The following is a 26,615-nucleotide window of genomic DNA, read 5'->3' as shown; positions in this document are numbered from 1 at the left end:
TGGAACAAGTAACTACACCAAAAACCCCACTTCATCTGAAGTGGGGCCTTCCAATCTCTTACACTTTGCGCGAAGTCATCTTCGCTTGTGTCAACAGCATCAAGTAGTCGTAGCCGCCAGCTTTGGAGTCCGTACCGGACATGTTGAATCCGCCGAATGGGTGCACGCCAACAAGTGCTCCCGTACATTTACGGTTAATGTACAAGTTGCCGCAATGCACGGTTTCCAATGCTTCTGCGATGCGCTCTTCATCCGTAGAGAAGTACGAACCCGTCAATCCGAACTCCGTATCATTATACATCGCAATAGCTTCTTGCCAATTCGCTGCTTTCGCAATCGCGAGTACGGGTCCGAAGATCTCTTCCTGCATCAAGCGAGCTTTGCCGCTAACATCACCGAACACGGTTGGCTGAATGTAATAGCCATTACCTTCCGCTTTGCCGCCACCAACTAACAGTGTGCCTTCGCTTTTACCTACTTCGATGTAGTCCAAAATCCGTTCATACGACGTTTTGTCAATAACCGGACCTGCCGCGAAGTTCAATTCTGGCAGTCCGCTTTGCAGTCTGTTCGTGTAAGCGACAACCTTCTCAACCACTTCATCGTAGACCGATTCTACGATGATGGCGCGGGAACCCGCGGAACATTTTTGACCTTGGAAGCCAAAAGCGGAAGCTACAATGGCAGCCGCTGCCCCATCCAGATCTGCCGTTTCGTCAACGACGATACCGTCTTTGCCACCCATTTCAGCGATCACACGCTTGATCCAAATTTGACCTGGGGCAACGTCAGCAGCAAGTCTGTTGATACGTAAGCCAATCTCTTTGGAACCTGTGAAGGAAATGAATCGTGTTTTCGGATGTGTCGTCAGATAGTCACCAACTTCAGCACCACTACCTGGAATGAAGTTAATGACACCAGCTGGCAGCCCCACTTCCTCCATCAATGCTACAAATTTGTGCGCGATCACAGGCGTCGTAGACGCTGGCTTCAGTAACACCGTATTACCTGAAACAACAGCAGAAACTGTCATCCCTACACAAATCGCCAAAGGGAAATTCCATGGTGGAATCACAACACCAACGCCTAGCGGGATATACGAAATCTGATTGTTCTCACCAGGAATTCTTACCAAAGGTTGCGTTTCATTGATTTGGCTCAAACGGATCATCTCACGCGCATAAAACTCGATGAAATCAATCGCTTCCGCGGTATCCACATCGGCTTCTACATAGTTTTTGCCGGATTCTAGGATCATTAACGCCGAGAATTCATGCTTTCGCTCACGCATAAGCGCAGCCGCTTTGAACAAATATTCCGCTCGTTCTCTAGCGGGAACCTTTTTCCAGGACTCGAAAGTTTCGAGTGCAACGTTCATTGCTTTTTCAGCCAAAGCTTGGTCCGCTTTACTCACATAACCAATAATTTCATCCACATTACCTGGGTTAATCGAAGTAATTTTCGCTTCAGTCATGACTTTCTCTGCACCAATGTATAGGGGGTACTCAAGTCCGAGTTCACCTTTCACCTTCGCGATCGCCGCTTGCATAGCTTTCACATTGTCCTCTAGTGCAAAATTCGTAAACGCTTCATTCGCGTATGGTGTAACCTTCGTTGTTAATGTAGTCATGTATAATGGCTCCTCTCCGAATTGAAAGCAGATTTATTTGAACATATTTTTAAGAACAAACCAGACATTAGCTGGACGTTCTGCTAACCTTCTCATGAAATAACCGAACCAGTCCACACCATATGGCACATAAATGCGAACGCGGTATCCCTCTTTCACTAACTGCTTTTGCAAATCTTCACAGATGCCATAAAGCATTTGGAACTCGAATTGGTCTTTTCCAATGTTATTCTCACGTACAAAATGTTTCGTAAAATGAATAATCGCCTCATCATGGCTGGCGACAGCTGTATAATGTCCATTCAATAGATGCTTCTGAATAATAACTTTGTAATTCTCATCGACGGCACTTTTCTCTGGAAAAGCAACCTCTGGAGACTCTTTGTAAGCGCCTTTTACCAAACGCAAATTGGCACCAAGCTGATTCAGATCGTCCATATCCTGCAGGGTACGGAACAGGTATGCTTGAATCACAATCCCAACATTGTCATATTCCTGGCGAAGCTCACGGTAAATATCAAGCGATACTTGACAGTGCGCATAATCCTCCATATCAATACGAACAAAATTCCCATGGAGGCGAGCGCGATCTAGAATTCGTTTCATGCTGCTTACGCATAGATCTCTGCTGATATCCAATCCCAAGGAAGTCATTTTCAAAGATAAATTGGAGCGCACACCCGACTCAGCAATTGCGTCCAACGTTTGGATGCACATGGCAGCTGACTCTAATGCTTCTTCCACGCTAAAAACAAACTCACCCAAATGATCCAGTGTTGCTACGCGGCCATCTTGATTCAAGCCACGCACCGCGTTAATCGATTGTTGGATCGTTTCTCCAGCCACAAAACGAGCAGCACCAAAGCGGAGTCCATATTTCTTCGCTAAGCGATTGGCTGCGCGACTTTTTCCTAGGGATTGAAACATATTACGCATCAAGAGTTCCATCTGTGGTTGCCTCCAAGAAGAAATTGTACACTTATGTTTAATTTATAATTGGATTATACACTTTATTTTTGTTTTTGAACACTATTTGTTCAAAATAATTTTAAAATTGTACATATAACCTTTAAAACCGTTTCATATCTGTACAATATTCATACGAGGGCCAAGGTGTGTTGAATCACCTACCTTTTCATGGTAAATTAATACCAAATAAGGCGGATAAAAGAGGGTCAACATGTTCATTCCTGAACACTTTCCATTGAACACACAGTTTCAAACACTTCCTATTGAGACGGAGCTTTCGGAGGTTACTGCTTTGCTTCATAACGGCACGGCTGTACTTGTTCATTCCGATCAAACCGTGGCGTTATTCACTCCTGAGGATATGGCGTTTTTGCATGCTTTTTCGGCTGTGTATGTGACTGAATTACTGCAAATGACATCTTTTTTCACTACTCCGTTGCATGCTCTGGCGCATTTAACCACACAAGCAAATAAGCACGAACTCCAAAATCGAATGAAACGCAACCTGCTTTGCCTAGATGAAGAAGGTACGATTGTTGGTTATCTCACTTCAGTTGGGTATGCGGACTATGCGATGAAAGAAGCACAGAAGTGGTACGCCTACTTCGCTGCGCTAGCAGATACCGTGACCGATGCCGTAACCGTTGTTGATCGGGAAGGTGCCGTCATTTGCTGGAACCCTGTCGCAGAAGATCTTTACGGACTGCCGCGAGCAGATATTGTGGGCAAGCGGATTGGAGAGCATTTTGACATCGAAACTTTGATGGTTCTGAAAATGTTAGATGAAGGCCGACTCATCCGTAATACGTATCACCGCCCACGACCTGAAACGCATGTCCTTATCAATGCCTCACCGATCAAAGATGCCGCGGGCACCATTATTGGCGGAATTGCAACCGAACAAGATATTACACAATTGGTGAGATTGAATGAACAATTAACAACTGTCGAGTCTGTCGGACTCCCTTTGGAAGCATCACATGATGACCCATTTGCTCTAATCAAAGGAAAAGGGCCTGCCATCGGCAAGGTCATCCAATGGGCCAAAAAAGTCGCCGCTACCGAAACCCCTGTCCTTCTAATAGGCGAATCCGGGGTAGGAAAAGAGCAATTGGCGCAGATCATTCACCAATCTAGTTCGCGCTCAGCACAGCCTTTCTTAACCGTTCATTGCGGTGTCGTACCTGCTGGGATATTGGAAACCGAACTTTTCGGTTATCAAGGCGGCGCCTTCAGCGGAAGCGAAAGTGGACAACCCGGTAAATTAGAACAGGCCAAAGAGGGTACACTATTTATTAACGATATTGAGAAAATGTCACTGGATCTCCAGGCCAAGCTATATCGCTATATCACACAGCAGACACTTGTCCGATCTGGTGGGAACCAACCTATCAATGTGAGGACACGCATTATTATTGCTACGACACAGGATCTTGCCAGCAAGCTTGCTGCGCATGAATTCCGGACAGATCTGTACTACGCCCTAAATGTTGTGTCCATCCGAATTCCGCCTCTACGTGAGCGTATCGAGGATATTCCAGCGATGGTTCATATGTATCTCAAACAATTTTCGATGCACTATCAGAAACCTGCTCCATCGTTAGCACCAGAAGTCATTTTGGCATTAACACAATACGAGTGGCCAGGCAATATACAAGAATTGAAAAATGTCATCGAGCGCAGCATTATTTTAAATGAAGATGAAATGTTGACTTTAGACCAACTCCCTCCAGCTCTCCAAGAGCAGCAATCGCGCTTGGTTCAGGACGATGAGTCAGTGACGATGATTTTAAAGGAAAAAGGGAGTATAAGTGATGACATTACATTAATCGAAGAGGCACTAGCCAAAACGGCAGGAAATAAAAGCGCAGCAGCTAAGCTCCTAGGCATTTCGCGTGGAACACTCTATAATAAAATGAAAGAATTCGACATCGAGTAACGAAAGTTGAAAAAGAGAAAGAGCTAACCCATCTGGGTTAGCTCTCTTTGGCTTACAATTAAACGATTTCAAGCCCAGCGCTTGCATATCCTACAACTGTGTTGATCAATGTAACACCAGTAGCCGTAGCTGAGAAAACAAGCAGTAAGCGTGTTTCTGGTGTAACTGGAATGCCCAACCCTGTTACTACTCCGTTTGAATTATCTCCAAGTGAGATAAGACCAGTCAACGGAGGTGCCAATGTAACTACTGCGCCAGGTATTGCTGTGAAAATATTGTCCGGCGTAGTTGAGCTATACAATTGTGCCGTAATTGTAACCGTTGAACCTACAAGCGTAAGTGCTACAACATTACTGAAATAAGCAGCAAGTGAATTAATTGTTCCTGCACGTGGAACTGAGAAAGCAAAGTTTAGCAAGCCTCCACCAGCACCTGTAAGATCAATTGTTCCACCAACAATACTTACGCCTGGAGCACTGCTACCAAAGCCTACAAGTGTCGATGTTCCGACTAGACCACCAAGTATCGTAGTTAAAGTAGCTGGAAGCCCCGATGCGAAAGGAATAATAGAACCTGATCCATCTAAGCCCGTTGCTCCTGTTGCTCCCGTTGCACCTTCATCACCTGTTGCTCCGGTCGCTCCCGTTGTTCCAGTTGCTCCGGTTGCACCTGTTGATCCCGTTGCTCCGGTTGCTCCGGTTTCACCAACGTCTCCGGTTGCTCCTGTTGCTCCCGTTGTTCCAGTTGCACCTGTATCTCCTGTTGATCCCGTTGCTCCGGTTGCTCCGGTTTCACCAACGTCTCCGGTTGCTCCTGTCGCGCCTGTTGTACCTGTTGCTCCTGTATCTCCTGTTGATCCCGTCGCACCTGTTGCTCCTGTTTCACCTATATCGCCAGTTGCTCCTGTTGCACCTGTACTTCCTGTTGCACCAGTTGCTCCTGTGGATCCAGTTGCACCTGTTGCTCCCGTATCTCCTAAATCCCCAGTTGCTCCTGTAGCGCCCGTTGATCCGGTTGCTCCTGTCGCTCCTGTTGATCCCGTTGCACCGGTAGCTCCTGTATCACCTACTCCTGGTCCTGTCGCACCAGTAGCTCCCGTTGATCCTGTCGCTCCTGTTGCTCCTGTTGTTCCTGCACCGGTGGCTCCTGTTGATCCAGTTGCTCCTGTCGCTCCTGCTAATCCCTGTATACCAGTAGCTCCGGTTGGACCCATTGGTCCCATTGGTCCCATCGGACCTACCCCGTATGGACCCGTTGCACCTGTTGCACCTCTAGGCCCACGTTCTCCATCTTCACCGTGTTTCCCTTTTGGTCCTGTCGGACCTGTTGGGCCAGTTGCTCCGGTTGCACCCTTTGCACCTGTTGCTCCTGTCGCACCCGTTGCTCCTGTAGAACCTGTACCTGCTGCACCTGTTGCTCCCGTCGCTCCGGTTACTCCGTGTAAACCTTGTGCTCCTGTCGCACCCATTTCACCACGGAAGCCTCTGAAACCGCGTGGACCACGATCTCCTTTCGGGCCTTTCTTACAACATCTGCGACGAAGTTTGACTACAACAACTTTGTGACAACCTTTTTTTCCAGTTTTTCTTTTTTTGTGGCAGCCACAGCCACCTACTTTGTGGAGCTTAACTCCACTTTTTTTAATGGTTACACGTTTTTTCAACGGTAGTACACTTTTCTTCTTGCCAACTAAGAGACTCAACTACAACACCTCCTGTGATGATTCATCATACGAATTACGCACAAGGTTTGTCTGTACTATTTGGCAATAGATGGTTGTCCAACACAAAATATGCATATGACTATATGTCCATATGACATGCAATAAGTTATGTATAGGATAAGAGCTGACCTCATGGTCAGCTCTTACTAACTTGCCAGGACAACTTAAATTGTTGCATAAGTTTTACTTTATTATAATATGCGGAACGCTGACCATACGATTCCAGCCGTGCTTCCTGCTCCTAAATTAAGCGAAATCGTTAAACCATCCGCTTCATAGAAGAGACCAACTACATCTCCTGCTGTCAATTGTACTGTACCTGACATTGTAACCGTCCCATCTCCTAAAATCGCTCTTAAAGTTAAAATTAACGCGACGTTAACATTTAATACAGGGAACAATGCAGATAGTAAATCTGTAGTCGTTGGTGATGTTCTACGGATTACCAACGATGGAGTTACACCAGCTCCAAGACTTACGGTTAATGCTGCGGTTGTGGTGTAGTTAATTGTCGCTTCAAATTGGTATCTGCCTGTTGCTGGAACCGTGAAGTTTCCAGTAGTAGGATCAAACGTTGTTCCATTATAATAAGGGCTTGCAACGGACCAAGCATCGAGTTGAGTTGACTCATCTGTACTTAACGAAGTTTTAGATGCTGAGAACGATTCTGAAAGTACAGCTGTACCTGTAGCTCCTGTAGCTCCTGTGGCTCCGGTTGGACCAGCCAATCCTGCATCTCCCGTTGCTCCTGTCGCTCCTGTTGCTCCGGTTGGACCAGCCAATCCTGCATCTCCCGTTGCTCCTGTCGCTCCTGTTGCTCCGGTTGGACCAGCAAGTCCTGCGTCACCCGTTACTCCTGTCGCTCCTGTTGCTCCGGTTGGACCAGCCAATCCTGCGTCACCCGTTACTCCTGTCGCTCCTGTTGCTCCGGTTGGACCAGCCAATCCCGCATCTCCCGTTACTCCTGTTGCTCCGGTTGGACCAGCTAATCCTGCATCACCTGTTACTCCGGTTGCTCCCGTTGGACCTGTCGGACCTGTTACACCTGTTGCTCCGGTCGGACCAGCCAATCCCGCATCACCCGTTACTCCGGTTGCTCCCGTTGGACCTGTCGGACCTGTTACACCTGTTGCTCCGGTTGGACCAGCCAATCCCGCATCACCTGTTACTCCGGTTGCTCCCGTTGGACCTGTCGGACCTGTCGCTCCTGTTGCTCCTGTTGCTCCGGTTGGACCAGCCAATCCTGCGTCACCCGTTGCTCCCGTTGCTCCTGTTGCTCCAGTTGGACCTGTCGGACCTGTCAGACCTGTTACACCTGTCGGACCTGTTACTCCTGTTGCTCCGGTTGGACCAGCCAATCCTGCATCTCCCGTTACTCCTGTCGCTCCCGTTGGACCTGTCGGACCTGTTACTCCTGTAGCTCCGGTTGCACCAGCTAATCCTGCGTCACCCGTTGCTCCTGTTGCTCCAGTTGGGCCTGTCGGACCTGTTACTCCTGTTGCTCCCGTTGGGCCAGCTACTCCTGCGTCACCCGTTACTCCTGTTGCTCCAGTTAGACCTGTCGGACCTGTTACTCCTGTGGCTCCCGTTGGACCAGCTAATCCTGCATCTCCCGTTGCTCCGGTTGCTCCAGTTGGACCTGTCGGACCTGTTACTCCTGTAGCCCCAGTTGGGCCAGCTAATCCTGCGTCACCCGTTGCTCCTGTTGCTCCAGTTGGACCAGTCGGACCTGTTACTCCTGTAGCTCCGGTTGCACCAGCCAATCCTGCGTCACCCGTTGCTCCCGTTGGTCCGGTTGGACCAGTTGGTCCTGTCGAGCCTGTAGCTCCAGGAAGTCCAGTAACTCCTGGCAATCCTGCATCTCCCGTTGCTCCGGTTGCGCCTGTCGAACCTGTCGCTCCTGTTGCTCCTGTAGCCCCAGTTGCTCCGGCTGCTCCAGCTTCACCTGGCAATCCCATTTCACCCGTTGGTCCTGTTGGCCCTGTGTCTCCTGTTGCACCTGTCGCTCCTGTTGCACCTACGCCAGGACCAGTAGCACCTGTTGCTCCGGTTGCTCCTGTAGCTCCGGTTGCACCAATTCCTGTAGATCCGGTCGTTCCGGTTGGTCCCGTTGCACCAGTTCCTCCTGTTGCACCAGTTGGACCTGTTGCTCCTGTTGCTCCGGTATCTCCCTCAGCGCCTGCTGCGCCAGCTGGTCCAGTTGCACCCGTAACACCATGTGCACCTGTTGGTCCTGTTGCACCTGTTGCTCCAGTATCGCCTTCGTCTCCTGTTGCTCCTGCTGCCCCTGTCGCTCCTGTTGCACCATGCGCGCCTGTAGGTCCTGTTGCTCCAATGGCTCCTGTTGAGCCTTTTGCTCCTGTTGTCCCCGTTGCACCTGTTGCTCCTGTGGCGCCATGTGCTCCAGTTGGCCCCGTTGCTCCAATGGCCCCCGTTGAACCTTTTGCTCCTGTTGTACCAGTAGCCCCAGTTGCACCTGTCGCTCCCTGTGCACCTGTTGGCCCTGTTGCTCCCGGTACTCCAGTTGCACCTCTTGGACCCGTCGAACCCGTTGGCCCAATAGGACCCGTTGGTCCTGTTACTCCATCACTCATAAGTTACACCTCCTAATTAATAATGCATCATATGAACAATTTACTATTATCGCTTGTACAATACGGCAATAGACTTTAAGATTGGTAAAATATGCCTTTGACTACTAGAACATTTACTAGACACTAAACTATTTAAAAAAGTCTATCTTTTTTAACCAAGATGACATCATTCCTCTCCTTCAACACCGCGTATACATAACAAATAATCCTCCTGCCCAAACTCTCGGAAGGAGGATTATCTATTAAATAAATGATTAAATTAACATTCCGCGCCACTCATCTCATTCGTAAAAAACCGTTTATACTCTTTCGGTGTAAGTTTCGTTGCTGATTCTCCTACATAATGAAATTGCAAGGCACGACGCTTCTTAATCGATAGATTATAAGGTGTTCCGTGCTTAAGTAATCCGTGGAACAAAAGAATGCCGCCAGGCAATAAAGGCACCGCAACATCCCTCTCTACTTGCACGTGAGCATCGCAAAGCTGCCAGTCTCGAATGGCGTAATGAGGCGTTGCCCCATCGGCATGTGAGCCAGGGATGACATGCATACAGCCATTGTCTAATGCCGCTTCATCGAGTGCGATCCACACACCAACCACAGGTTTCTCATAAGCCAAATTCCCATAAGCCATATCTTGATGCCACGGCTTCTCCCCTCCACCATGAGGAGGTTTGAGTAGAGCCATGTTCTGAACGAGCCGCGGTGTCTCCCCCAAAATATCTTGAACCATGGCTAGAATCGCAGGATGCTCCGCAATCCTTTGTAAGCGCTCCTCTACTTGAACAAAATCATTCACTTTTCTTATCGCGAGTTCCTTCTCTTCATCCGTTTTCAACTCACTCTTCGGTTTCGTGAACTGAATATGAGCTCCTTTATCATCTTTATAAATAAGATCATACAAAGCTTCTTTCGAAATCTGAATTTCTTCTTCATTTAAAATATGCTCAACAGCGGCATAGCCCTCACGCCAGTAATTAACCAGATGAGTCTCATTCCAGTTCGTAAACCCATTGATTTTCTCTGCAATACGATCATACCGATACAATTGTGCCGAAATTTCTTCAGGTGTTGGATTGCTTTGTTCGAATATAGCCATAGCGATAACCCTCCGTTTAAATAATTCGACTACTAATAGCTTTATTATAGAATCGAAAGGTAGTAAAATAAATGCATTCTTGCACATAACTATTTGCACTATTTTACATAGAAAGGCAGTGACATGTATGTCTATTTTCACATCGCACACCCTAGAACTCACGACTTACTATGGGAAAGTACATTGTGAAGTCAATTGGAAATGGAGTCGCGAGAATGACCCCTTCACCGACTATGATTTCTGGTATGTATGGGATGGTGAAGGTGAGGTCACTTTAAATAGTAAGGTTTACCCTGTACGATCCGGGGATTGCTTCCTCTTCAAGCCAGGTGATCTTACTCGAGCAAAGCATAATCCTGAACGCCCATTGACCGTGACTTATATCCATTTCACTGCCACTGGAGATTCTTCTCTACTTGCGTCTTTGCCGTCATTTGTGCACTTCGATCCTGCAGAATTCCATGAAACCTATCTAGATCGATTCGTTCATGTTTGTCTGACTCAAGCATTTGGTCATGAGGAAGAAGCGAAGGGGTTGCTTAGACTGATTCTCTTGCTGTTTGAACGTCAAGCATCCGCTCATCAAACTTTAGGTGACCCAGCCAAACGATCACTGAACAAGGTGATCATGGATATCGCGGCTCATATTCGGCAGGATCCCGGGCGACAACATCGCATTCAAGATTTAGCCAAGGAAGCCCATCTCTCCCCGCGCTACTTCTCTCTTAAGTTTAAAGAAATTATGGGACAAACCATTGAATCATATCTCATTCACAAAAGAATTGAGCGTGCAACTTATTTGCTAAAGCTTGGCATGAATGTAAGTGAAGTCGCAGAAGCGCTTGGTTATCGCAGCATTTATTTCTTTAGCCGCCAATTTAAACAGGTTACCGGGATTCCGCCTTCTGGGATACGATCTTGATAAAATATTTTTGCATCTTTTACACAACATGATAGAATGTACCTTTACAACAGCATGCGCTAGTTCATCAAGGAAGGTTAGGTTATCATGCATTCATCCAACTTATTAAGATCATTTAACTTTATGTACTTTGCTTTACTTGCACTATTCGTTTCATTTTTACCTGTTTACTTAGATGCACAAGGACTTTCCACCTCTCGAATTGGGCTCATTATCGGAACTGGTGGCTTCATCGCGATTTTTTCCCAGCCGTTATGGGGGATGATTAGCGATCGTACGAAAACCATTAAGAAAATTATGTTACTTCTTCTATTTTGTTCAACGATCATCGGCTACCTGCTGTATGACTCCAAGAGCTTTATTATTCTGCTTCTATTTACAATGCTTCTCTACTTTTTCTTAATGCCCTTAGATCCATTAACGGAAAGTCTTAATTTCCAGACAGCCGAACGTCTTGGCACTAGCTATGGCTCCATCCGTACCTTTGGTGCAGTCGGCTATGCCGTCATGTCACTAATCGTCGGTTATGCCGCACAGTACTTCGGAATTCATAGCTTAGCTTACCTATTTGGCGGTATTGGTATTATCTCCCTCATCATTTGTTTAGCTTTACCGGATGCACCAGTAACTGGAAAACCGATTTCACTTCGTAGTCTTCGCAATTTTCTTGGAAATAAAGAAACGATATGGTTCATGGTCCTCATTTTCATTTGTGCCGTTCCACAACGGATTAACGATACATTTCTAGGGGTTTATATTCGAGAATTAGGCGGCAGCAATCATCTGGTGGGTATTGCTTTCTTCCTAGCAGCTGGCAGTGAAATTCTAGTATTTGCTTTAAGCTTCTGGTGGCTTCGTAAAGGGAAAGAATTAGCATTAATCTCATTTGCTGCTTTCTTCTATTTTTTGCGCTTCCTCGTCAGCGCTTGGGTAACCGATCCCCATGTACTCGTTGCGATCCAGCTTCTCCAAACGTTCACATTCCCTATTTTCTATTCGGCTGCGATTCAGTATTTATATCAGATTGTCCCTGAAGAGTGGCGTGCTACGGGACAAACCGTGCTTGCTATTATCTTCTTCGGTATTTCGGGTATTGTCGCTTCTTACTTAGGCGGATGGTTCTATCAACAGTTCGGAGGACACACATTATTTATCTGGGTATCGGTTATGTCATTCTCCGGTTTCTTGTTCAGCCTAGCATTACGTGCCGTGTATCGGAAACAGAAGCTGGCAACCTAAGCATTTTCTGCTAAAATGATAGGATAGAGATGAAACGGGGGCCCACAGCATGGATTACATTATATTAGATATTGAATTTAACGGCCGCAAGTTCGCCAGTGATTTACCGATGGAGGTAATCGAGATAGGCGCTGTTCGCCTAGACGCTTCCCTTCAGCAAGTCGATGAATTCTCAGCATTGATCAAACCAGTCTATTTTTCCAAACTAAATGCCTTTATTAAAAAGAAAACGGGAATTCCCCAGGAAGATATTGATGAAGCAGCTGGTTTTCGCAAAGTTATTACTGATTTCTTGGAGTGGCTGAATCGGAGTGAGGAACTGCTGCTGGTCACGTGGGGCGGCGAAGATGTCAAACGAATCGTCTTTGATACGCGCATGCACAAGCTGGACGATGCCTATTGGATGGCTGTAGGTTATTTTGATTTGCTCAAAGGCTTCACTCGTTTCAAAAAAGTAACCAATGACGTCAGCGTAGAAGCCGCACTTCTTGATCTTAATATCGAAGCAGAAGGATCTGCGCACCGTGCTTTGGATGATGCCCGCATGACAGCGGAAGTGTTCCGCGCAATCTTCACAGATCTCGACTTTGATCGTAAGCAACAATACGTGGATATGTTTACGAATGCGAAAGAACGGCGGCTGATCAAAACAGCCGTAAAGACCATTACAACACAGAAAGTCGTTCCTACCTGGGAGCTATTTGTTGAAAAATATTTCGCAGATAAAATCGAGGCTGCCGATGCCAAGAAGATCGCCGAAATGCAGACGCTGTTCGCGGCGGAAGTCGCCAAAGGCGTGCCTGCCTCGAAGCCAGCAGGGAATTCTGCAACAACGAACTAATCCATAAAGGGATCGACGTTCCACATGAGGAAGCAATTGTTTCATAATTGCTCTCCGCGGATCGAAGATCCCTTTTTACATGCTGAAATCCACAAAACAAAAAGCCAATCTACCGAATAAGCTTGCAGCGCAAGTTATCGTGTATATTGGCGGTCGCACATCTATGAGTTCTATCGTTATACATTTACGCATAGCACGTTTACAGCTGATCCACACCTAATCGGTTCGAATAGGATCCACGAATCACTTTATCTGTAGGCGTCTTGGATTCATTGGATTGTAGAGAAAGCAAGCTATCTGTTAACTCCATAAACCATTGCTCATCCTTGATTTCAAGCGCGATATCGATCATACTGCGAACACTTGCTTCTGTATCCAAACCACTTGTTGGCAATGCCTTCACACTGGAAAGCTTCACTTCAATGAGATGGCCAATGATTTCGTCTTGATCAGACGCGATGACATGTACGAACGCGATTCCATGCTGCCAAGCAATCGCTTCTACATACCCATGAACCATTTCATCTTCACTTGTTGTTGCGACAACCCAATCACTAATTGCTACGTTCAACATACGCCTCGCCACCTTCACTAGAAATGTTACTGCATACTGTAATTATAATTATTACAGTATATAAAGTCAAGTGATCGTTACACGCTGGTGAAACGCCCCTCTCCTTAAGAGGGATAGGTCTGATCTTTGTAGTTGGGCAATTATAAATTACCTTTGTAAAATTTACAAGTTGATCTCAACATTTTATAATAGAGACATGTGTTCCTATTGTAAGCAGCCGAAGGAGTTTATTCATGTCTTCTACACCTGTTTTGAACGATGACCAATGGTCGAAATTACTTGAATATGTAGCTGAAACGTATAATGAAGTTACGCTAAGTCGAGGCTTTCATTTTTATAAACAGCAGATGGTCACATCTTTACTTATTACAACCGAGCACAAGAAGGTTAATGCTGTTGTGGAAGAGTTTGGCGAAAAATGTAGGGTCGAGATTGATCTCAACCAGCTTAAAGCCAGCTCTTGTACCTGCCCTGTTAAGACAGCTTGCAAACATGTAGCGGCAGCCTTAATGGAGCTGGCAGATCGACAAGGCTATCCCGCTTCTCAAATAATGAATGCCAAGATGGCTCTGAAACGGGTGGCCGCTCAATCCTCTTCGGTATCCTCTTTGGAACAATTACCAGGGATGACCGTAGATGGCTGGCACAAATTCATGGAGCACTACACCTATCATCTCAAGCCCTCTTACGATCAATGGAACTATGTTGAATTACTTCGTGGGCAATTCTCGAATCTCAAACGAACAGCCATTTCTTTCTCCGAGACGGATCTGTTTTACTTTGATTTGCATCAGAGACTTTTTATCTTACGCAAAATTGTAGAACAGAACGCACAAGCTGGTGTCACATTCTACACAGCCGCAACCATTTATCACTTGAGTGATGAGCTAGATGACTGGTTAAAAGAGCCTGTCAGCGTTACATTGGATGCTGATCAACATAAGGAAAGATTAACACAAACCTTCACCTATATTCGTGCACAAATGGCCATTGAATCGCCGAAAAAACTGCATCACTTCCGGGTATTTTCGACGTTGTGGGCTTTTAAAGCGCCAGAGAATGAAGGCTTACTAGCCGCGGAAGTAGCTGCTTTCGAAGCGATGGAAGCTGCTGAGCTCTCTCTTTCGTTGATTGCAGGACGAGCTTTCTTGTATCTCCGCCAATCGATGTCTGATGAAGCTTGGAGCACCATTACATCCCATGCCTCTTTCAAAGATGCGCCATCGCTTCTTTTCACACCATTTCTTGCTTACTTGGAATATGTTCAAAAGTGGCAAGAAATTGTACATTGGCTGCGCAGATTAAGTTCGTTCTATAGCGGCAAAAGGCACCATGACATCGAATCCTATGCCGCTTATTGGAAAGTCGCGATTGCTCACGTTCCTGATGCAGATGACTTGATGTGGGAGTCGTTAGTGGAACTGCTGCCTGCCTCCTATCGCATCATCGAAGCGTTCTATTATGAACAACGCAAATGGAAATCATGGATCGAAATGCAAATAGCGCAAGGATACGACCCGTTCACACATCGCGTGAATGTTCTGCAGCCTATTGAGAAGGAGTCGCCTGAGCTACTCCTCCCTTATTATCACCAAGCGATCGAACACTATATTCGACTTAAAAACCGACATGATTACAAATCGGCTGTACGGCTTTTGAAACGCTTAGAAAAAGTTTATAAAAAATTGAAGCAACCCGAACGTTGGGAAGCATTCTTCACCCAATTCGTCAGTCGGTTTAGCAGGCTGCGCGCCTTGCAGGAAGAATTGAAGAAAGGGAAGCTGTTAGAATGAGTACCAAATTGCATGAAATGTCACTATGTATGTCCCTAACGGATGGCGGCGATGCCTTGCTTTGGGGCTTCAAAGATGGAAGAGACGTCTCCGGTGATCACTTCCGGAAGTTGCTGTTCACCTGGCACGAACCTTCCCTCTATGGCACCCTGCTTGAGACGCAACAAGCTGGTGAGCTGACTATAACAATTCTCCCTGTGGAGCAAGTGCTCCCTTTCTTTGCAGCTCCGAACTTCATCGACATTGCGAGTTGGGAAATGGGCACCGAGTCCGCACAACGTATGCTGCAAGTAGCTCCTCTCCTCTTTGAAGCTGCTCAAAAAGGTCAGTATATTCCGAGCTACGAAGACTTCCGCAATGGTCAGTTAATTTGGACGTGGGATCACAGTACAGAAGAACTCGCTGCTATAGATTGGGCTATGTTAGATAACATGGATGACCTTGGCCAGGGTTTAAAAGGATTGCGCGCGGCTTTCTCAGCGGCAGTCTTTAAATCGCATTATGGGGATGACGCCGCTATGGCGGATTTGCGCCGTGACTATCCCGCCTTATTCTCGGCTAACCGAAAGTCGAACATAGCTGACGATTCTCCCGCAGCTTTTACAGAAAATGAATGGCTCTCCACCATGGGATGGCGTCCGGATCTAGCACCGTTCCGCCCAGCGTTGCAATTGCTTGAGCCGGATGAACTGGAAGACGAGTGGCGACTACGACTCGTTCTGCAGGACAAACATGACAGCACACTTCTCACACCAATTCGTTTGCATGTGGATGGAACAGCTTCAGGCGCATGGGCATCTGAATGGAGCCCGTTCGTGATGGAGCGCGCCCCTGGTTGGGTTACGCGTTTGTTAGAAGCGCTGCCTCGCATGGCCGACGACGGTGAACTGCTCGCTCATCCCATGAGCGATGACTCGGCTTGGACGTTCCTGACCAAGGACAGTCGCATCTTGCTGGAAGATGGCTGGAACGTTATGCTTCCTGCTTGGTGGGAAGCTGCTGCCAAAAGAAAGCCTAGACTGAGCGCTAAGGTCGCTGCTGACGCAGGCGGAGGAGCTGGTGGCGGCGGCGGTGGCGGTAAAACCGAGTCCTTGTTCGGAATGAACTCACTCGTCAACTTCGATTGGCGGATTGCAATCGGAGATTCCGAATTAAGTGAAGCGGAGTTTAATAGTCTGCTCAGTCGTAATGAACGACTGATTCGTTTCCGCGGACAGTGGATCTATTTGGATCCTGCCTTCTTAGATCAGATTCGCAGATTGATGGATAGCATTGATCCGGCTGAGGGCTTGTCCCTGCAAGATATTTTCCAGCTTCATTTATTAAGTGAGTTGGAACGAGATAAGGCCAAATCCTCATGGGATGGCGATGGCATACCTCCCGACGATATCGACCCGGAAGAAGAAGCCCGTCTGCAGCTAGAGGTGGAACTAAATGAGCATCTCTTAAAGATCTTAAGGCAGCTAGCACAGCCTTCCGATCTTGAGCTGCTTCCTGTACCGCAAGGACTGCGCGCTGAGCTGCGAAGCTATCAGCACCAAGGGTTTACTTGGCTGAGTTACCTGCGTAAATTCGGGCTCGGCGCTTGCTTAGCTGATGATATGGGACTTGGTAAAACCGTTCAATTCATCACCTATTTATTGCAGCACAAACCCGTTTCTGAGCAGCCTGCTCTTCTCATTTGCCCAACCTCTGTACTTGGTAACTGGCAGAAGGAACTGGCACGCTTTGCTCCAGAGCTTAAGGTTATGCTGCATTATGGGAAAGGTCGATTAAGCGGCGGCGCTCTGGATGATGCTTTGAAAGGCATGGATATCGTCCTCACTTCCTATACGACAGCCCTCATGGATCAAGAAACGCTTCAACCCTACACATGGAGCTCCCTCTGTCTGGATGAGGCACAGAATATTAAAAACGCGCAAAATAAACAATCCGCCGCCATTCGTTCATTGAACGCTGTTCATCGCATAGCCCTCACGGGCACGCCAATTGAGAATCGATTATCAGAGCTTTGGTCGATTTACGATTTCCTCAATCCGGGCTACCTTGGGAATCAGCGTGGCTTTCAAGTTCGCTTCGCGAACCCCATCGAGAAACATCAGGATGCGGAACGAACCGCGCAGCTTCAGCAGTTGGTTAAACCTTTTATGCTGCGCCGCAAAAAGAAAGATCCTGCTATCCAACTCGACTTGCCGGATAAGCTGGAAATGAAGGTCTACATCAACTTAACCGCCGAACAAGGCGCGATGTACGAACAGACCGTTAAGGACCTGATGGAGCGCATGAAGAAGCTCGAGGGCATGGAGCGTAAAGGCGCAATCCTCGGCGCTCTGACACAGCTGAAACAGCTGTGTGATCATCCGATGCTGCTCACGAAGGAAGCGGAGCTGGCTGAGGAGATGCTGCAAAGCGAGGATGGGCGCGAAGCGCTCGTGCAGCGCTCCGCGAAGCTGGAGCGGCTTGTTGCGATGGTCGATGAGCTGCGGGACGAGGGCGATTCGTGCTTGATTTTCACGCAGTATGTGGGCATGGGCCGCATGCTGGCAGATGTGCTCTCCAAGCAGCGCGGAGAGCACGTGTTCTACCTCAACGGGAGCACGCCGAAGCAGGAGCGCGACCGCATGATTGATCGGTTCCAAGCCGGAGACGGCGATGGGCCGAATATTTTCGTGCTGTCGCTGAAAGCCGGCGGCGTTGGGTTGAACTTGACCGCGGCGAACCATGTGTTCCACTTCGACCGCTGGTGGAATCCCGCGGTCGAGAATCAAGCGACTGACCGCGCCTATCGGATGGGCCAAACGCGCAACGTGCAGGTCCATAAGTTCATTTCACTCGGCACACTCGAGGAACGGATTGACGAGATGCTCGAAAGCAAGATGAGCCTAAGCGACAACGTCATCTCTTCTTCTGAAGGCTGGATTACCGAGCTTTCGAATGATGAACTGCAGGATTTATTCACCCTGCGGAAGACTTGGTAGTGTAAGATGAGCAATCTCAGCGTGGATTCATCTGCGTGGGGATTGCTTTTTTGTGCATGTGGAGGAGGCCAGGGGGGCTTCTCCACCAGTTGGTTCTCCATGCCTACCTTTCCCCACACACTGCGTCATAAACGCCATGTTTCATCCGAATGGTATGTTAAGCTGTCTATATTTCAGCATGTTTCGACATGCTATTCAATTGACTAAAGGAGACCCATATATGTTGTATAGGAAATTATTCATTCCAGCCACTTCCCTACTATTAACTGCAGCACTTGTTGCCGGAGGGGCACCAGCATCTGCTGCTTATTCCCCATCTGTGAATGCTGTTACGAAATTAGTTTATGCCGCAGGCAAAAACTTCAATGTTCCAGTCGTTATGGTTGATCTCACAGATCCCACGTTGGAGCTCGTTCCTGCCCTAGCGGATGGCGGGATCGGTCATGATGAAGCGATGCAAGCCATCGTAGAGCGAGAGAACGGAGTCGCCGCGATTAATGGTACTTTTTTTAACGCCTATGAGTCCAATCCTTATATCCGTTACCCGAACGGAACGTTGCTAAAGTCAGGTGAACCCATGCATTCTGGGGAGAATCAGACGCTGTTTCTGAACAAAGATAAGGTGCCAGACATCCAGTTCGTCAATCTCGACATAGCGATTCGCACAAGCGAAGGTGGCGGCACTTACACAATTAATCCTTGGGGGATTAACAAATATTACGGAGACACGAGTACGGACCAGATTGTCTGGTATACGCCAGATTTTGGTCGTTGGATCGGTTTTCCCAATGGGACTAAAGTCGTGATCAGCGATGGACTTGTCACTCGGATTACACAAGATTCCGTATCGGTGCCGGATGGCGGATATGTACTATTTGTCGGTAACAGCGCTAACAATAAGCAAAATGTCCTGACCAAATTAGATGTCGGTGACAGAATCACGAAGGATATTATCGCTAAGGGTGAAGGCGGAAGTAATCTCGATGCCAAAACATGGCTGTCCGCAATTGGCGTTGGGCCCAAGCTCGTTACGAACGGCGCCTCTGATATTAATGTGCAACGAGATGGGTTCACAGACCCTAAAGTTACGCAATCTTCCGCAGCCAGAAGCTTCGTTGGCATAGACAGCTCGAATCGTCTTGTGATGGGGACAGTTCCGAGTGCAACCTTATCCGAGCTTGCCGCCATTGCGATTGCTCTGGGGTTGAAAGAAGCCATGAACATGGATGGCGGCTCCAGCTCAGGGCTTTATGCGAATGGCACAATGATGTCTTATCCGGGGCGTAAGCTCAGCAACGTGCTCGTTGTTCGCAAGCTAGACAAGCCTAAAGTTCAAATTGATATTAACGGTCAATACATTTCGGATTTCACGGGTTTCATCGACAAGGAAACGACGGTTGTGCCGATTCGTCCTTTTATAACGGCGATGAATGCTACTTTTGCCTGGGATACGGCAACTAGAACGGCGACCATTACCAATGCGGGTGTCACGTTGAAGCTGAAAGATGGAAGCTCCGTCGCTACGGTAAATGGAAAATCCGTCTCAGTCCCTGTCCCATTGCAAATCATGAGTGACAGCCGGATGTATGTCCCGCTTCGCTTAGTTGCGGAATCGCTCAAAAGCACGGTCGAATGGAATAGCAAGCTGTACCGCGCCTCCGTTCGCTTGCCTTAATACAAAAAGACAGCTCGTGAGTAGTGTAATCCACTACTTACGAGCTGTCTTTTCTTTAGGAGCCTTAGTGCAGACCTTCTAACGCTACATCTGTACGTGTTTCTTGATGTGCTTCTGTTTTGCCACGGCGTAAGAATAAACCAAGGACAACCCCGCACAGAGCGATAACCATCATACATTTGAAGGTATAACCGAAGGCATCTGGTGCTACGGAAAGCATCGACTTTTGCATGTCTGCTGGCGATCCCATAGGTAGTTTCTGCTCTGTTATCAACGTTGTAACACGTGAAGTCAGAATCGTCACTACGATCGCAACACCGAACGAGCTAATAACCTGCTGCATCGCACTTGTCAACGAAGTAACCCGGCTGACAAGGTCTTGCGGTGCTTTTTTGATCAAATGCGAGTTAATTGGCATCATCATGAGCCCCATTCCCGCACCTGCCATAGCTAGCGGTAGAATGAGATCCGTTCTTTGAACGGTCAAATCCATCAGTGAATATTGGAAAATCGCTCCTGAAACCAAGGTAAGACCGATGACAACTAACCAACGCACGCCGATTTTATCAAATAAATAACCGCCAATTGGCATCATAAGTCCAGATGCGATGGCTTGTGGGAACAGTGTCAAACCTGTATCAAACGCACCGTAACCACGGGCTTGCTGTAGGAATTGTGGAAGAAGGAAGATCGCCCCGAACATACAGAATTGGATCACCCATTGAATGAATATACTAAATGAAAAATCAAATGATTTGAACACGCGAAGCTCAAGCAATGGAATTTTCGTTTTGAGCTCAACAATAACGAAGGCAATCAGGGCAAGTGCCCCAACGATGATACCGCCAAGCGCTTTATCGGACGTCCAACCTGAAGCGCCTTGTGAGATGCCGTAAGATAGCGATGCGAATGCAATCGGACCCAAGATCATCCCTGGCAGATCGAAGCCAGCTACCTTTTTACGAGCAACAACAGGCAATTTCCAATAACCGAATATCAAACTAAAAATACCAACTGGCAAGTTAATAAGGAAAATCCAGTGCCAGGAGTGGTATTCAACTAACCAGCCTGCCAAGATCGGCCCCACTGCTGGAGCTAATAGAATAGGTACGCCTAGCATACCCATGACTTGCCCGATTTTGCTAGGAGGACTAAGTCTGTATACGTAAGCCATCGCGACAGGCATAACAAATCCTCCGCCTAAACCTTGCAAGATGCGGAAAAAGATTAGCATTTCGGCTGTGTTTGGCGTCGCACATAAGAGGGATGCAATTGTGAACAGCAATACGGATGTCAAAAAGACATTTTTGGCTCCGAACCTATCTGATAACCAACCTGCTAAGGGAATTACCGCAGCGGATGCCAGCATGTAGCCTGTAACCGCCCATTGAATCGTAGGTAAATCTGTTTTAAAGTCAACGACCAACTTCGACAAAGCAACGTTCATTGCTGTCGTGTCGAGGATAACCATGAATATGCCTGAAATAATTGCGATTAGCGGCACGAGAATGCTCGTAATCTTAAACTCCGGCTCTGTTCCACCGGATACAGCGCTTTGACTCATTCCTAACTCCTCCTTAGACAATCTCTCTCTTCACGTGTTACAATAGTTACGGGACAATTGTCCGCTATCTCATATTACGGACAATTGTCCGCAAAGTCAAATTAATTTTTCATGGACGATCTATCGACCAGGAGGAACGAAACAATGAAACATCCAGATGAGCATCATCCCGAAATTTGTGAACCCGATAAGGAAGCCACACCTCCTATCACCCGACGTGGAGAACGAGATACGGAATACCGTCGCCGCATCCTTTCTGCCGCTCGTTCACTTCTGGAAACGAATGATATAGATCATGTAACGATGCATCAAATTGCGAAGGAATCCGGCGTGGGTCAAGGCACGTTGTACCGTCGTTATACACATATTGGCGATGTATGTAGTGACCTTATAAAGTCCACAACCACACGGTTCATCGACTCGCTTGAGGCGAAGTATACACTGACAGCATCCACCGAATCTGGCATGGCTCAAGTGTCCGCCTGTATTCATGACGTCATCGATTTCGTCGATGAGAACGTCACGCTTCTGTCCGTCATCTCATCCATGCATGCGGACAAACGAAGCGTCAGCATTCACAAAAAGCCATTCTTTATCCGGCTCAACAATATCCTGGCTCCACTCCTGCACCATGCGGTTCAGCAAGGTGAGATCGCGGCCATTGATGTCACTCTGACCGTCAATACGATCCTCATTTCACTTTTTCCAGAACAATATTTGTACCATAAAGACGTTCTTGGCTATACGAAAGAGGAATTTACGGATGGCATATGTCGACTCTTTGTAAAGGGAATATAATGCTATGAAATCAGATATGAATGCTAGCCAGCGCACATTTTGGAACAAATATATTGCGAAAGCTAGAATCGATGTCGATTACCCTTCCTACACGAAAGTATCACGCAGTTGGAATGATGAGATCCCTGCATGTCCGGTAAATCGGCTATATTTTATTATGGAAGGTGAAGGGTTTCTTAAAATAGGTGATCAAACCTACTACCCGCGGCCCGGTGAGCTTTACATCCTTCCTGCTGGCAGCGACCAAGCCTATGGGACGATTAGTGATCATACGTTCGGCAAGTATTGGTTCCATTTCACAGCGAAAATTGGGGATTTGGATCTTTTTCAGATCGTGCAGACGAACCCCTTCATTGTCGTCAAGGATCCAGCAGCGCTCCAACAAACGTTTGAGAAGCTGATCGCGTATCGGCGAAGCGATGCTTTATCCGCTGAATTCCGAGTCACCGGCATCGTCCATGAGCTTATCGCTGAATTTATGGAGAGCAATACTTCCGTAAAGTTGAATCTAGCAACGACGCCTACGCATGAGAAAATGAATGGCGTTCTGCGCTACATGGAGCAGCATATGGCAGATCAGGTTTCAATCGAAACGTTGGCCCAACTTGCTCACTATCATCCGAATTATTTTATTAACGCGTTCAAACAATTTACAGGGTACTCTCCCATTCAATATATGAACCACCTGCGATCGGAAAAAGCAAAAGATCTGCTCCTAACGACGGAGCTGAATGTCTCCCAAATTGCCGATTCATTCGGCATGGAATTATCTTATTTTTCCCGTATGTTTAAGGAACAAACGGGATTTAAGCCAACGGCGTTCCGCGATTTGCGGCCGCGATAATGTTCGGGTTCGTTGGCACGGCCACGAAATAGCCAAAAGAGACCCACGCGCCACTATAGGCGAATGGGTCCCTTTTTATTGGTAGACGTTTAGACTGTTGTTAGTCCAATTAAGGATAAAAAGCATTCTTCGCTGTCGTCGTCGGGCACCAACGCGCGTCTAGCAAGAACTTAATGAGTGTATCCTTCGCTCGCTCCGTTCCAACGTAGCGCAAGGATTCCGCGGCATGTGCACGAACATAGCGGTTTTCGTCATCCAGCGCGACTGCCAATTGAGGAATCGCCGCCTCTGCATGAGCTCCTAGACGGGACAAAGCTAAGCTGGACATAAATCGTACCTGCGCGCTTTCATCTTGCAGCGAGTTAGCTAAACAGTCCACGACTTGAGCGTGTCCTTCTTCCATGAGTCCAAGAGCATCCACAATTGCACAACGAATCGTCTCTGATGCGTGCTGCATTAAATTAACAAGTGCAGGTACAGCCTCGCTTGCCAATCCTCTCAACTCACCGAGAGCGAACACCGCGTGCGAGATGATCTCTTCGGAACTCTCTTCCGTTAAGGCTGCAACCAAGCCGCTCACAGCTTCGCTTCCCGCCACGGATAACCCATATGCGGCAATGCGCGATACATTTTTATCATCGCTATGAAGCGCTTGAAGCAATGCATCTACACCTTGCTGACCGCTTGCCGCAAGCTCATAGGCAGCATTAATTGCATGGGGTTCAAAGTTACGCAACGCTGCTGCCAATTCTTTGATCCGATCAGGATTAGAATCAATTGTATTGGCGATACTGCCGACTTGTCCCGACAACCAATTCCACGTCTCTTCCCACATTAGATCATGCTCTGCAATCGGCAGTTGCAAGCCTTCCGGTTTGCGCCATTCACGCTCTTGATTGTTCCAGCTAGGGGAAAGTGGCAGCTCCGTGCGCATGAATTCGAACTTCAGCATATAGCGAGGCTGGCCCAACACATTTGGCGTGGAGCGGTGCCATATATCATAATGGATCAACGCGAAAGTCCCCGCTTCCCCATTAGCCAACACCTCAGCTTCTTGTTCATTGCCTTCAAAAGTACGAGATTCATAGTTTTGTGTGCCTGGCAGGATACCAGTCGGTCCTAATTCCACGGGTGTATCTTGTGGGAAATACATAATCATCGCCCATTGTGGGTGATGGTTGCGCATCCTTTTATAACCCCAATAACTATCTTTATGCCAACCACCAGCTACGCTAGATGCATTGAAATGTCCATGACGATGCGCATGCATCATATAGTTAGGTCCAAGCACACTCGTTAACGCACCTGTTACAACGGGATGATCAAATACTTTTCCCAATTCACGTATACGAGGTAAAAGGTTGTTACCTGGATTGCCTTCTTCGGTATACACCGTGTTCAATTGCTCCACTAGACTTTCATGGAATTCACGAGGGAAATCTGTTTTGAGAATTAGACAACCGTTCGTAATAAATGTTCTCATTTGCTCATCGGTAAGTAATAATGGTGTATGGCTTTGCATGGTCTCTGCCTCCTTGGCATGTAAGGAATGAGTGGATCATGCTTTTATTATATGAATGTTGAATCGGACATTAAATAAACAATCTTAATCCGTGCTAGCACAAAATTAAGGTATTATTATCCTCTTATAAAAGTGCGGGCATAACGTAACTATACACAGCTATGAAGTGGCAAGCACTTCCTGCCAGGACAAAGAGATGCCAGATCGTATGGTGATAGCGTAATTTGTGCCAAAGGAAAAAAGGCAGTCCTGCCATATAGCTCACCAATCCGAGTGCAAGCCAGATGAAGGCCAAGTGAGGCAGTCGCACATATAAAGGTATGATGACCAGTACCATGAATGCAGCCATAACCATATAGACCAGCAGCCCCCATGGCATAAATTTTGAAATAATGACATGTACATATCGCACACCGCCGAAGGCTAGCGCCCAAATGACGATGAGCAGTTCTATCGCTAGTCGGCTTTGGATAGTGATCAGCAGGAATGGCGTATAGGAGCCTGCCATAGCGATGAAAATCGCGGCGTGGTCCAGCTTTTCAAAGCGTCTAGCCCATTTGGGGGAGCGACCGCCATGCAGCAGTGTCGAGGCGACATAGAGTAGACAAAAGGAAGCACCGAAAACCACGTTGCTTGCTGTGTACAACCCATTTTCAAAAAGCGCAGACCTCTGCAGCAACAGTATCAGCCCATAGACGCTCAAACACACGCCAATTCCATGGCTGACCGTGTTTAAGCGTTCTTCTCTGCGTACAATTGGATCCTCCATGAGCCGGGACACCCCTTTCACATATGTCCTAGTTTTTCCCAAGGAGGGGAGCGCGTATGTATGATTGTTTCATTTCGTATTGGCGCTATGCTGGCGCGGAGGAGATACTCGAATTTTTCGTGTATCTCGCTGCTTTTCGCGCTGGCGCGGCTGAGATACTCGAATTTTTCGTGTATCTCGCTGCTTTTTGCGCTGGCGCGGACGAGATACTCGAATTTTTCGTGTATCTCGCTGCTTTTCGCGCTGGCGCGGCTGAGATACTCGAATTTTCCGTGTATCTCAGTGCTTTTCGCGCTGGCGGGGCTGAGATACTCGAATTTCTCGAGTATCTCACTGCTTTTCTCTTTCGTTTATCTCACATTCATTGATGCAAAAGTGCCACCGCCTTTTCCGTGATCATAAATTTATGGCATCTACTCGCACTCCCGCCAACTGAGTAAATGAACTGTTTTGATTCCAAATCACGTAATACTTTCCTGCACGACTCTTTCGTTAACTGGAGCCAGCCACATACTTCTGCTAATCCAAATGGTTTATTGCTAAACAAAGAAAGTCTCAACACTTCCCGCTCGTACACCGGCAACTGGTGCAACCCGCCACCCTCCATACTGCCGAATCGGCCAATCCATTCGAACAAATTCCGCTGGCAGAATTCTGGTCTTTTCTCTAATTCATCTCGGCTGTACGGGAAGTATGTGTACCCCAGCATTGCAACGGAACGTGCTCGCGCCCTTTCGAATGAGAACCGCTCTCTCGTGATTTTCTCGGCATGGGTAATGAAATTTTCCTCCTCGAACACGATTCGCAGCTTGGGATGGCACGCGTCCCCATATATTTTCACGCCCGACAAACTTAACATCTCAAATTCTAGCACCAAGCCTTCGAACGTCTTGAGAACAGGAAACAGCACCGCCTCCAAAAGCTTTTTCGTCCCCGTTAAATCTCGTCGCAGCATCTCCAGTCTCTGACCTTCTGCATGCCGAATTTGCTCCAACCAAAAGTCTTCATACACGTTCTCAAACATAGCGACGACCTCCTCAGAAAATAAAAACGCCGCCAGCTCCAACAAAGGGAGCTAACGGCGTGTGCTTCACGCTGTACACGATTGATATCTTCAACATATCAAATTCCATGGTAATTAG

20 protein-coding genes are annotated in these 26,615 nt (G+C 47.4%); 10 read left to right on the top strand and 10 right to left on the bottom strand.

Annotated elements, in window-relative coordinates:
- Positions 1 to 58: 58 nt before the first annotated feature.
- A complete protein-coding gene (pruA, locus tag J2736_RS11650; RefSeq protein WP_310226666.1) occupies positions 59 to 1,630 on the bottom strand; it encodes an L-glutamate gamma-semialdehyde dehydrogenase in 1,572 nt (523 codons plus the stop codon).
- 33 nt (positions 1,631 to 1,663) lie between these two features.
- Positions 1,664 to 2,578, bottom strand: coding sequence for a proline dehydrogenase (locus J2736_RS11645; RefSeq protein ID WP_310226663.1), 915 nt, complete (start codon positions 2,576 to 2,578; stop codon positions 1,664 to 1,666).
- Positions 2,579 to 2,810: 232 nt separating this feature from the next.
- Here J2736_RS11645 and J2736_RS11640 point away from each other — a divergent pair, with 232 nt between their 5' ends.
- Positions 2,811 to 4,538: a sigma-54 interaction domain-containing protein gene (locus J2736_RS11640; protein WP_310226660.1), complete on the top strand. Its 1,728-nt coding sequence runs from the start codon at positions 2,811 to 2,813 to the stop codon at positions 4,536 to 4,538.
- Between the two features lie 58 nt (positions 4,539 to 4,596).
- On the opposite strand, the gene J2736_RS11635 is transcribed toward J2736_RS11640, so the two are convergent.
- The 3 genes from J2736_RS11635 to J2736_RS11625 form a co-directional block, all read right to left on the bottom strand.
- Positions 4,597 to 6,240, bottom strand: coding sequence for an exosporium glycoprotein BclB-related protein (locus J2736_RS11635; RefSeq protein WP_310226657.1), 1,644 nt, complete (start codon positions 6,238 to 6,240; stop codon positions 4,597 to 4,599).
- Between the two features lie 212 nt (positions 6,241 to 6,452).
- Complete coding sequence (locus J2736_RS11630) at positions 6,453 to 8,855, bottom strand: collagen-like protein (protein ID WP_310226654.1); 2,403 nt, start codon at positions 8,853 to 8,855, stop codon at positions 6,453 to 6,455.
- Between the two features lie 259 nt (positions 8,856 to 9,114).
- Entirely contained in the window at positions 9,115 to 9,954 is an 840-nt protein-coding gene (locus J2736_RS11625) for a phytanoyl-CoA dioxygenase family protein (protein ID WP_310226651.1), read from the bottom strand.
- A gap of 127 nt (positions 9,955 to 10,081) precedes the next feature.
- On the opposite strand from J2736_RS11625, the gene J2736_RS11620 reads away from it, so the two are divergent.
- The 3 genes from J2736_RS11620 (at position 10,082) to J2736_RS11610 (ending at position 12,956) form a co-directional block, all read left to right on the top strand.
- Positions 10,082 to 10,876: an AraC family transcriptional regulator gene (locus tag J2736_RS11620; protein ID WP_310226648.1), complete on the top strand. Its 795-nt coding sequence runs from the start codon at positions 10,082 to 10,084 to the stop codon at positions 10,874 to 10,876.
- 87 nt (positions 10,877 to 10,963) lie between these two features.
- The gene (locus J2736_RS11615; RefSeq protein ID WP_310226646.1) at positions 10,964 to 12,115 is read left to right on the top strand and encodes an MFS transporter; all 1,152 of its coding nucleotides are present in this window, start codon (positions 10,964 to 10,966) and stop codon (positions 12,113 to 12,115) included.
- Between the two features lie 49 nt (positions 12,116 to 12,164).
- The gene (locus J2736_RS11610) at positions 12,165 to 12,956 is read left to right on the top strand and encodes a 3'-5' exonuclease (protein WP_310226643.1); all 792 of its coding nucleotides are present in this window, start codon (positions 12,165 to 12,167) and stop codon (positions 12,954 to 12,956) included.
- 199 nt (positions 12,957 to 13,155) lie between these two features.
- Here the strand turns inward: J2736_RS11610 and J2736_RS11605 are convergent, their stop codons facing one another.
- A complete protein-coding gene (locus J2736_RS11605; protein ID WP_310226641.1) occupies positions 13,156 to 13,530 on the bottom strand; it encodes a hypothetical protein in 375 nt (124 codons plus the stop codon).
- A 233-nt stretch (positions 13,531 to 13,763) separates the two neighbouring features.
- Between J2736_RS11605 and J2736_RS11600 the strand changes: the two genes are divergently transcribed.
- From J2736_RS11600 to J2736_RS11590, 3 genes are all read left to right on the top strand, one after another.
- A complete protein-coding gene (locus J2736_RS11600; RefSeq protein WP_310226639.1) occupies positions 13,764 to 15,323 on the top strand; it encodes an SWIM zinc finger family protein in 1,560 nt (519 codons plus the stop codon).
- Positions 15,320 to 18,301 (top strand): DEAD/DEAH box helicase, encoded by a 2,982-nt coding sequence (locus tag J2736_RS11595; RefSeq protein WP_310226637.1) that lies wholly within the window; start codon positions 15,320 to 15,322, stop codon positions 18,299 to 18,301. Before J2736_RS11600 ends, J2736_RS11595 begins: the two co-directional genes overlap by 4 nt.
- A gap of 220 nt (positions 18,302 to 18,521) precedes the next feature.
- Entirely contained in the window at positions 18,522 to 19,976 is a 1,455-nt protein-coding gene (locus J2736_RS11590) for a stalk domain-containing protein (RefSeq protein ID WP_310226634.1), read from the top strand.
- Between the two features lie 64 nt (positions 19,977 to 20,040).
- Here the strand turns inward: J2736_RS11590 and J2736_RS11585 are convergent, their stop codons facing one another.
- On the bottom strand, positions 20,041 to 21,540 hold the full coding sequence (locus J2736_RS11585) for an MDR family MFS transporter (RefSeq protein ID WP_310226632.1): 1,500 nt from the start codon (positions 21,538 to 21,540) through the stop codon (positions 20,041 to 20,043).
- Between the two features lie 144 nt (positions 21,541 to 21,684).
- On the opposite strand from J2736_RS11585, the gene J2736_RS11580 reads away from it, so the two are divergent.
- Together J2736_RS11580 and J2736_RS11575 are read left to right on the top strand one after the other, a co-directional pair.
- Entirely contained in the window at positions 21,685 to 22,338 is a 654-nt protein-coding gene (locus J2736_RS11580; protein ID WP_310226630.1) for a TetR/AcrR family transcriptional regulator, read from the top strand.
- 4 nt (positions 22,339 to 22,342) lie between these two features.
- Positions 22,343 to 23,182 (top strand): helix-turn-helix domain-containing protein, encoded by an 840-nt coding sequence (locus J2736_RS11575; protein ID WP_310226628.1) that lies wholly within the window; start codon positions 22,343 to 22,345, stop codon positions 23,180 to 23,182.
- A gap of 109 nt (positions 23,183 to 23,291) precedes the next feature.
- On the opposite strand, the gene J2736_RS11570 is transcribed toward J2736_RS11575, so the two are convergent.
- Both J2736_RS11570 and trhA read right to left on the bottom strand, forming a co-directional pair.
- Complete coding sequence (locus tag J2736_RS11570) at positions 23,292 to 24,704, bottom strand: HEAT repeat domain-containing protein (protein WP_310226625.1); 1,413 nt, start codon at positions 24,702 to 24,704, stop codon at positions 23,292 to 23,294.
- A 124-nt stretch (positions 24,705 to 24,828) separates the two neighbouring features.
- Positions 24,829 to 25,473 carry a PAQR family membrane homeostasis protein TrhA gene (trhA, locus tag J2736_RS11565; protein ID WP_310226620.1) on the bottom strand — a complete coding sequence of 215 codons (645 nt, stop codon included), beginning with the start codon at positions 25,471 to 25,473 and terminating at the stop codon, positions 24,829 to 24,831.
- 56 nt (positions 25,474 to 25,529) lie between these two features.
- Between trhA and J2736_RS11560 the strand changes: the two genes are divergently transcribed.
- Entirely contained in the window at positions 25,530 to 25,841 is a 312-nt protein-coding gene (locus tag J2736_RS11560) for a hypothetical protein (protein WP_310226618.1), read from the top strand.
- Here the strand turns inward: J2736_RS11560 and J2736_RS11555 are convergent.
- On the bottom strand, positions 25,835 to 26,497 hold the full coding sequence (locus J2736_RS11555; RefSeq protein ID WP_310226616.1) for a hypothetical protein: 663 nt from the start codon (positions 26,495 to 26,497) through the stop codon (positions 25,835 to 25,837). The genes J2736_RS11560 and J2736_RS11555 overlap by 7 nt on opposite strands.
- Positions 26,498 to 26,615: the final 118 nt, after the last annotated feature.

Origin of the sequence: Paenibacillus qinlingensis, assembly GCF_031455095.1 — a bacterium.
Classification (GTDB): domain Bacteria; phylum Bacillota; class Bacilli; order Paenibacillales; family NBRC-103111; genus Paenibacillus_E; species Paenibacillus_E qinlingensis_A.
This window is presented reverse-complemented; position numbering and strand designations above follow the sequence as displayed.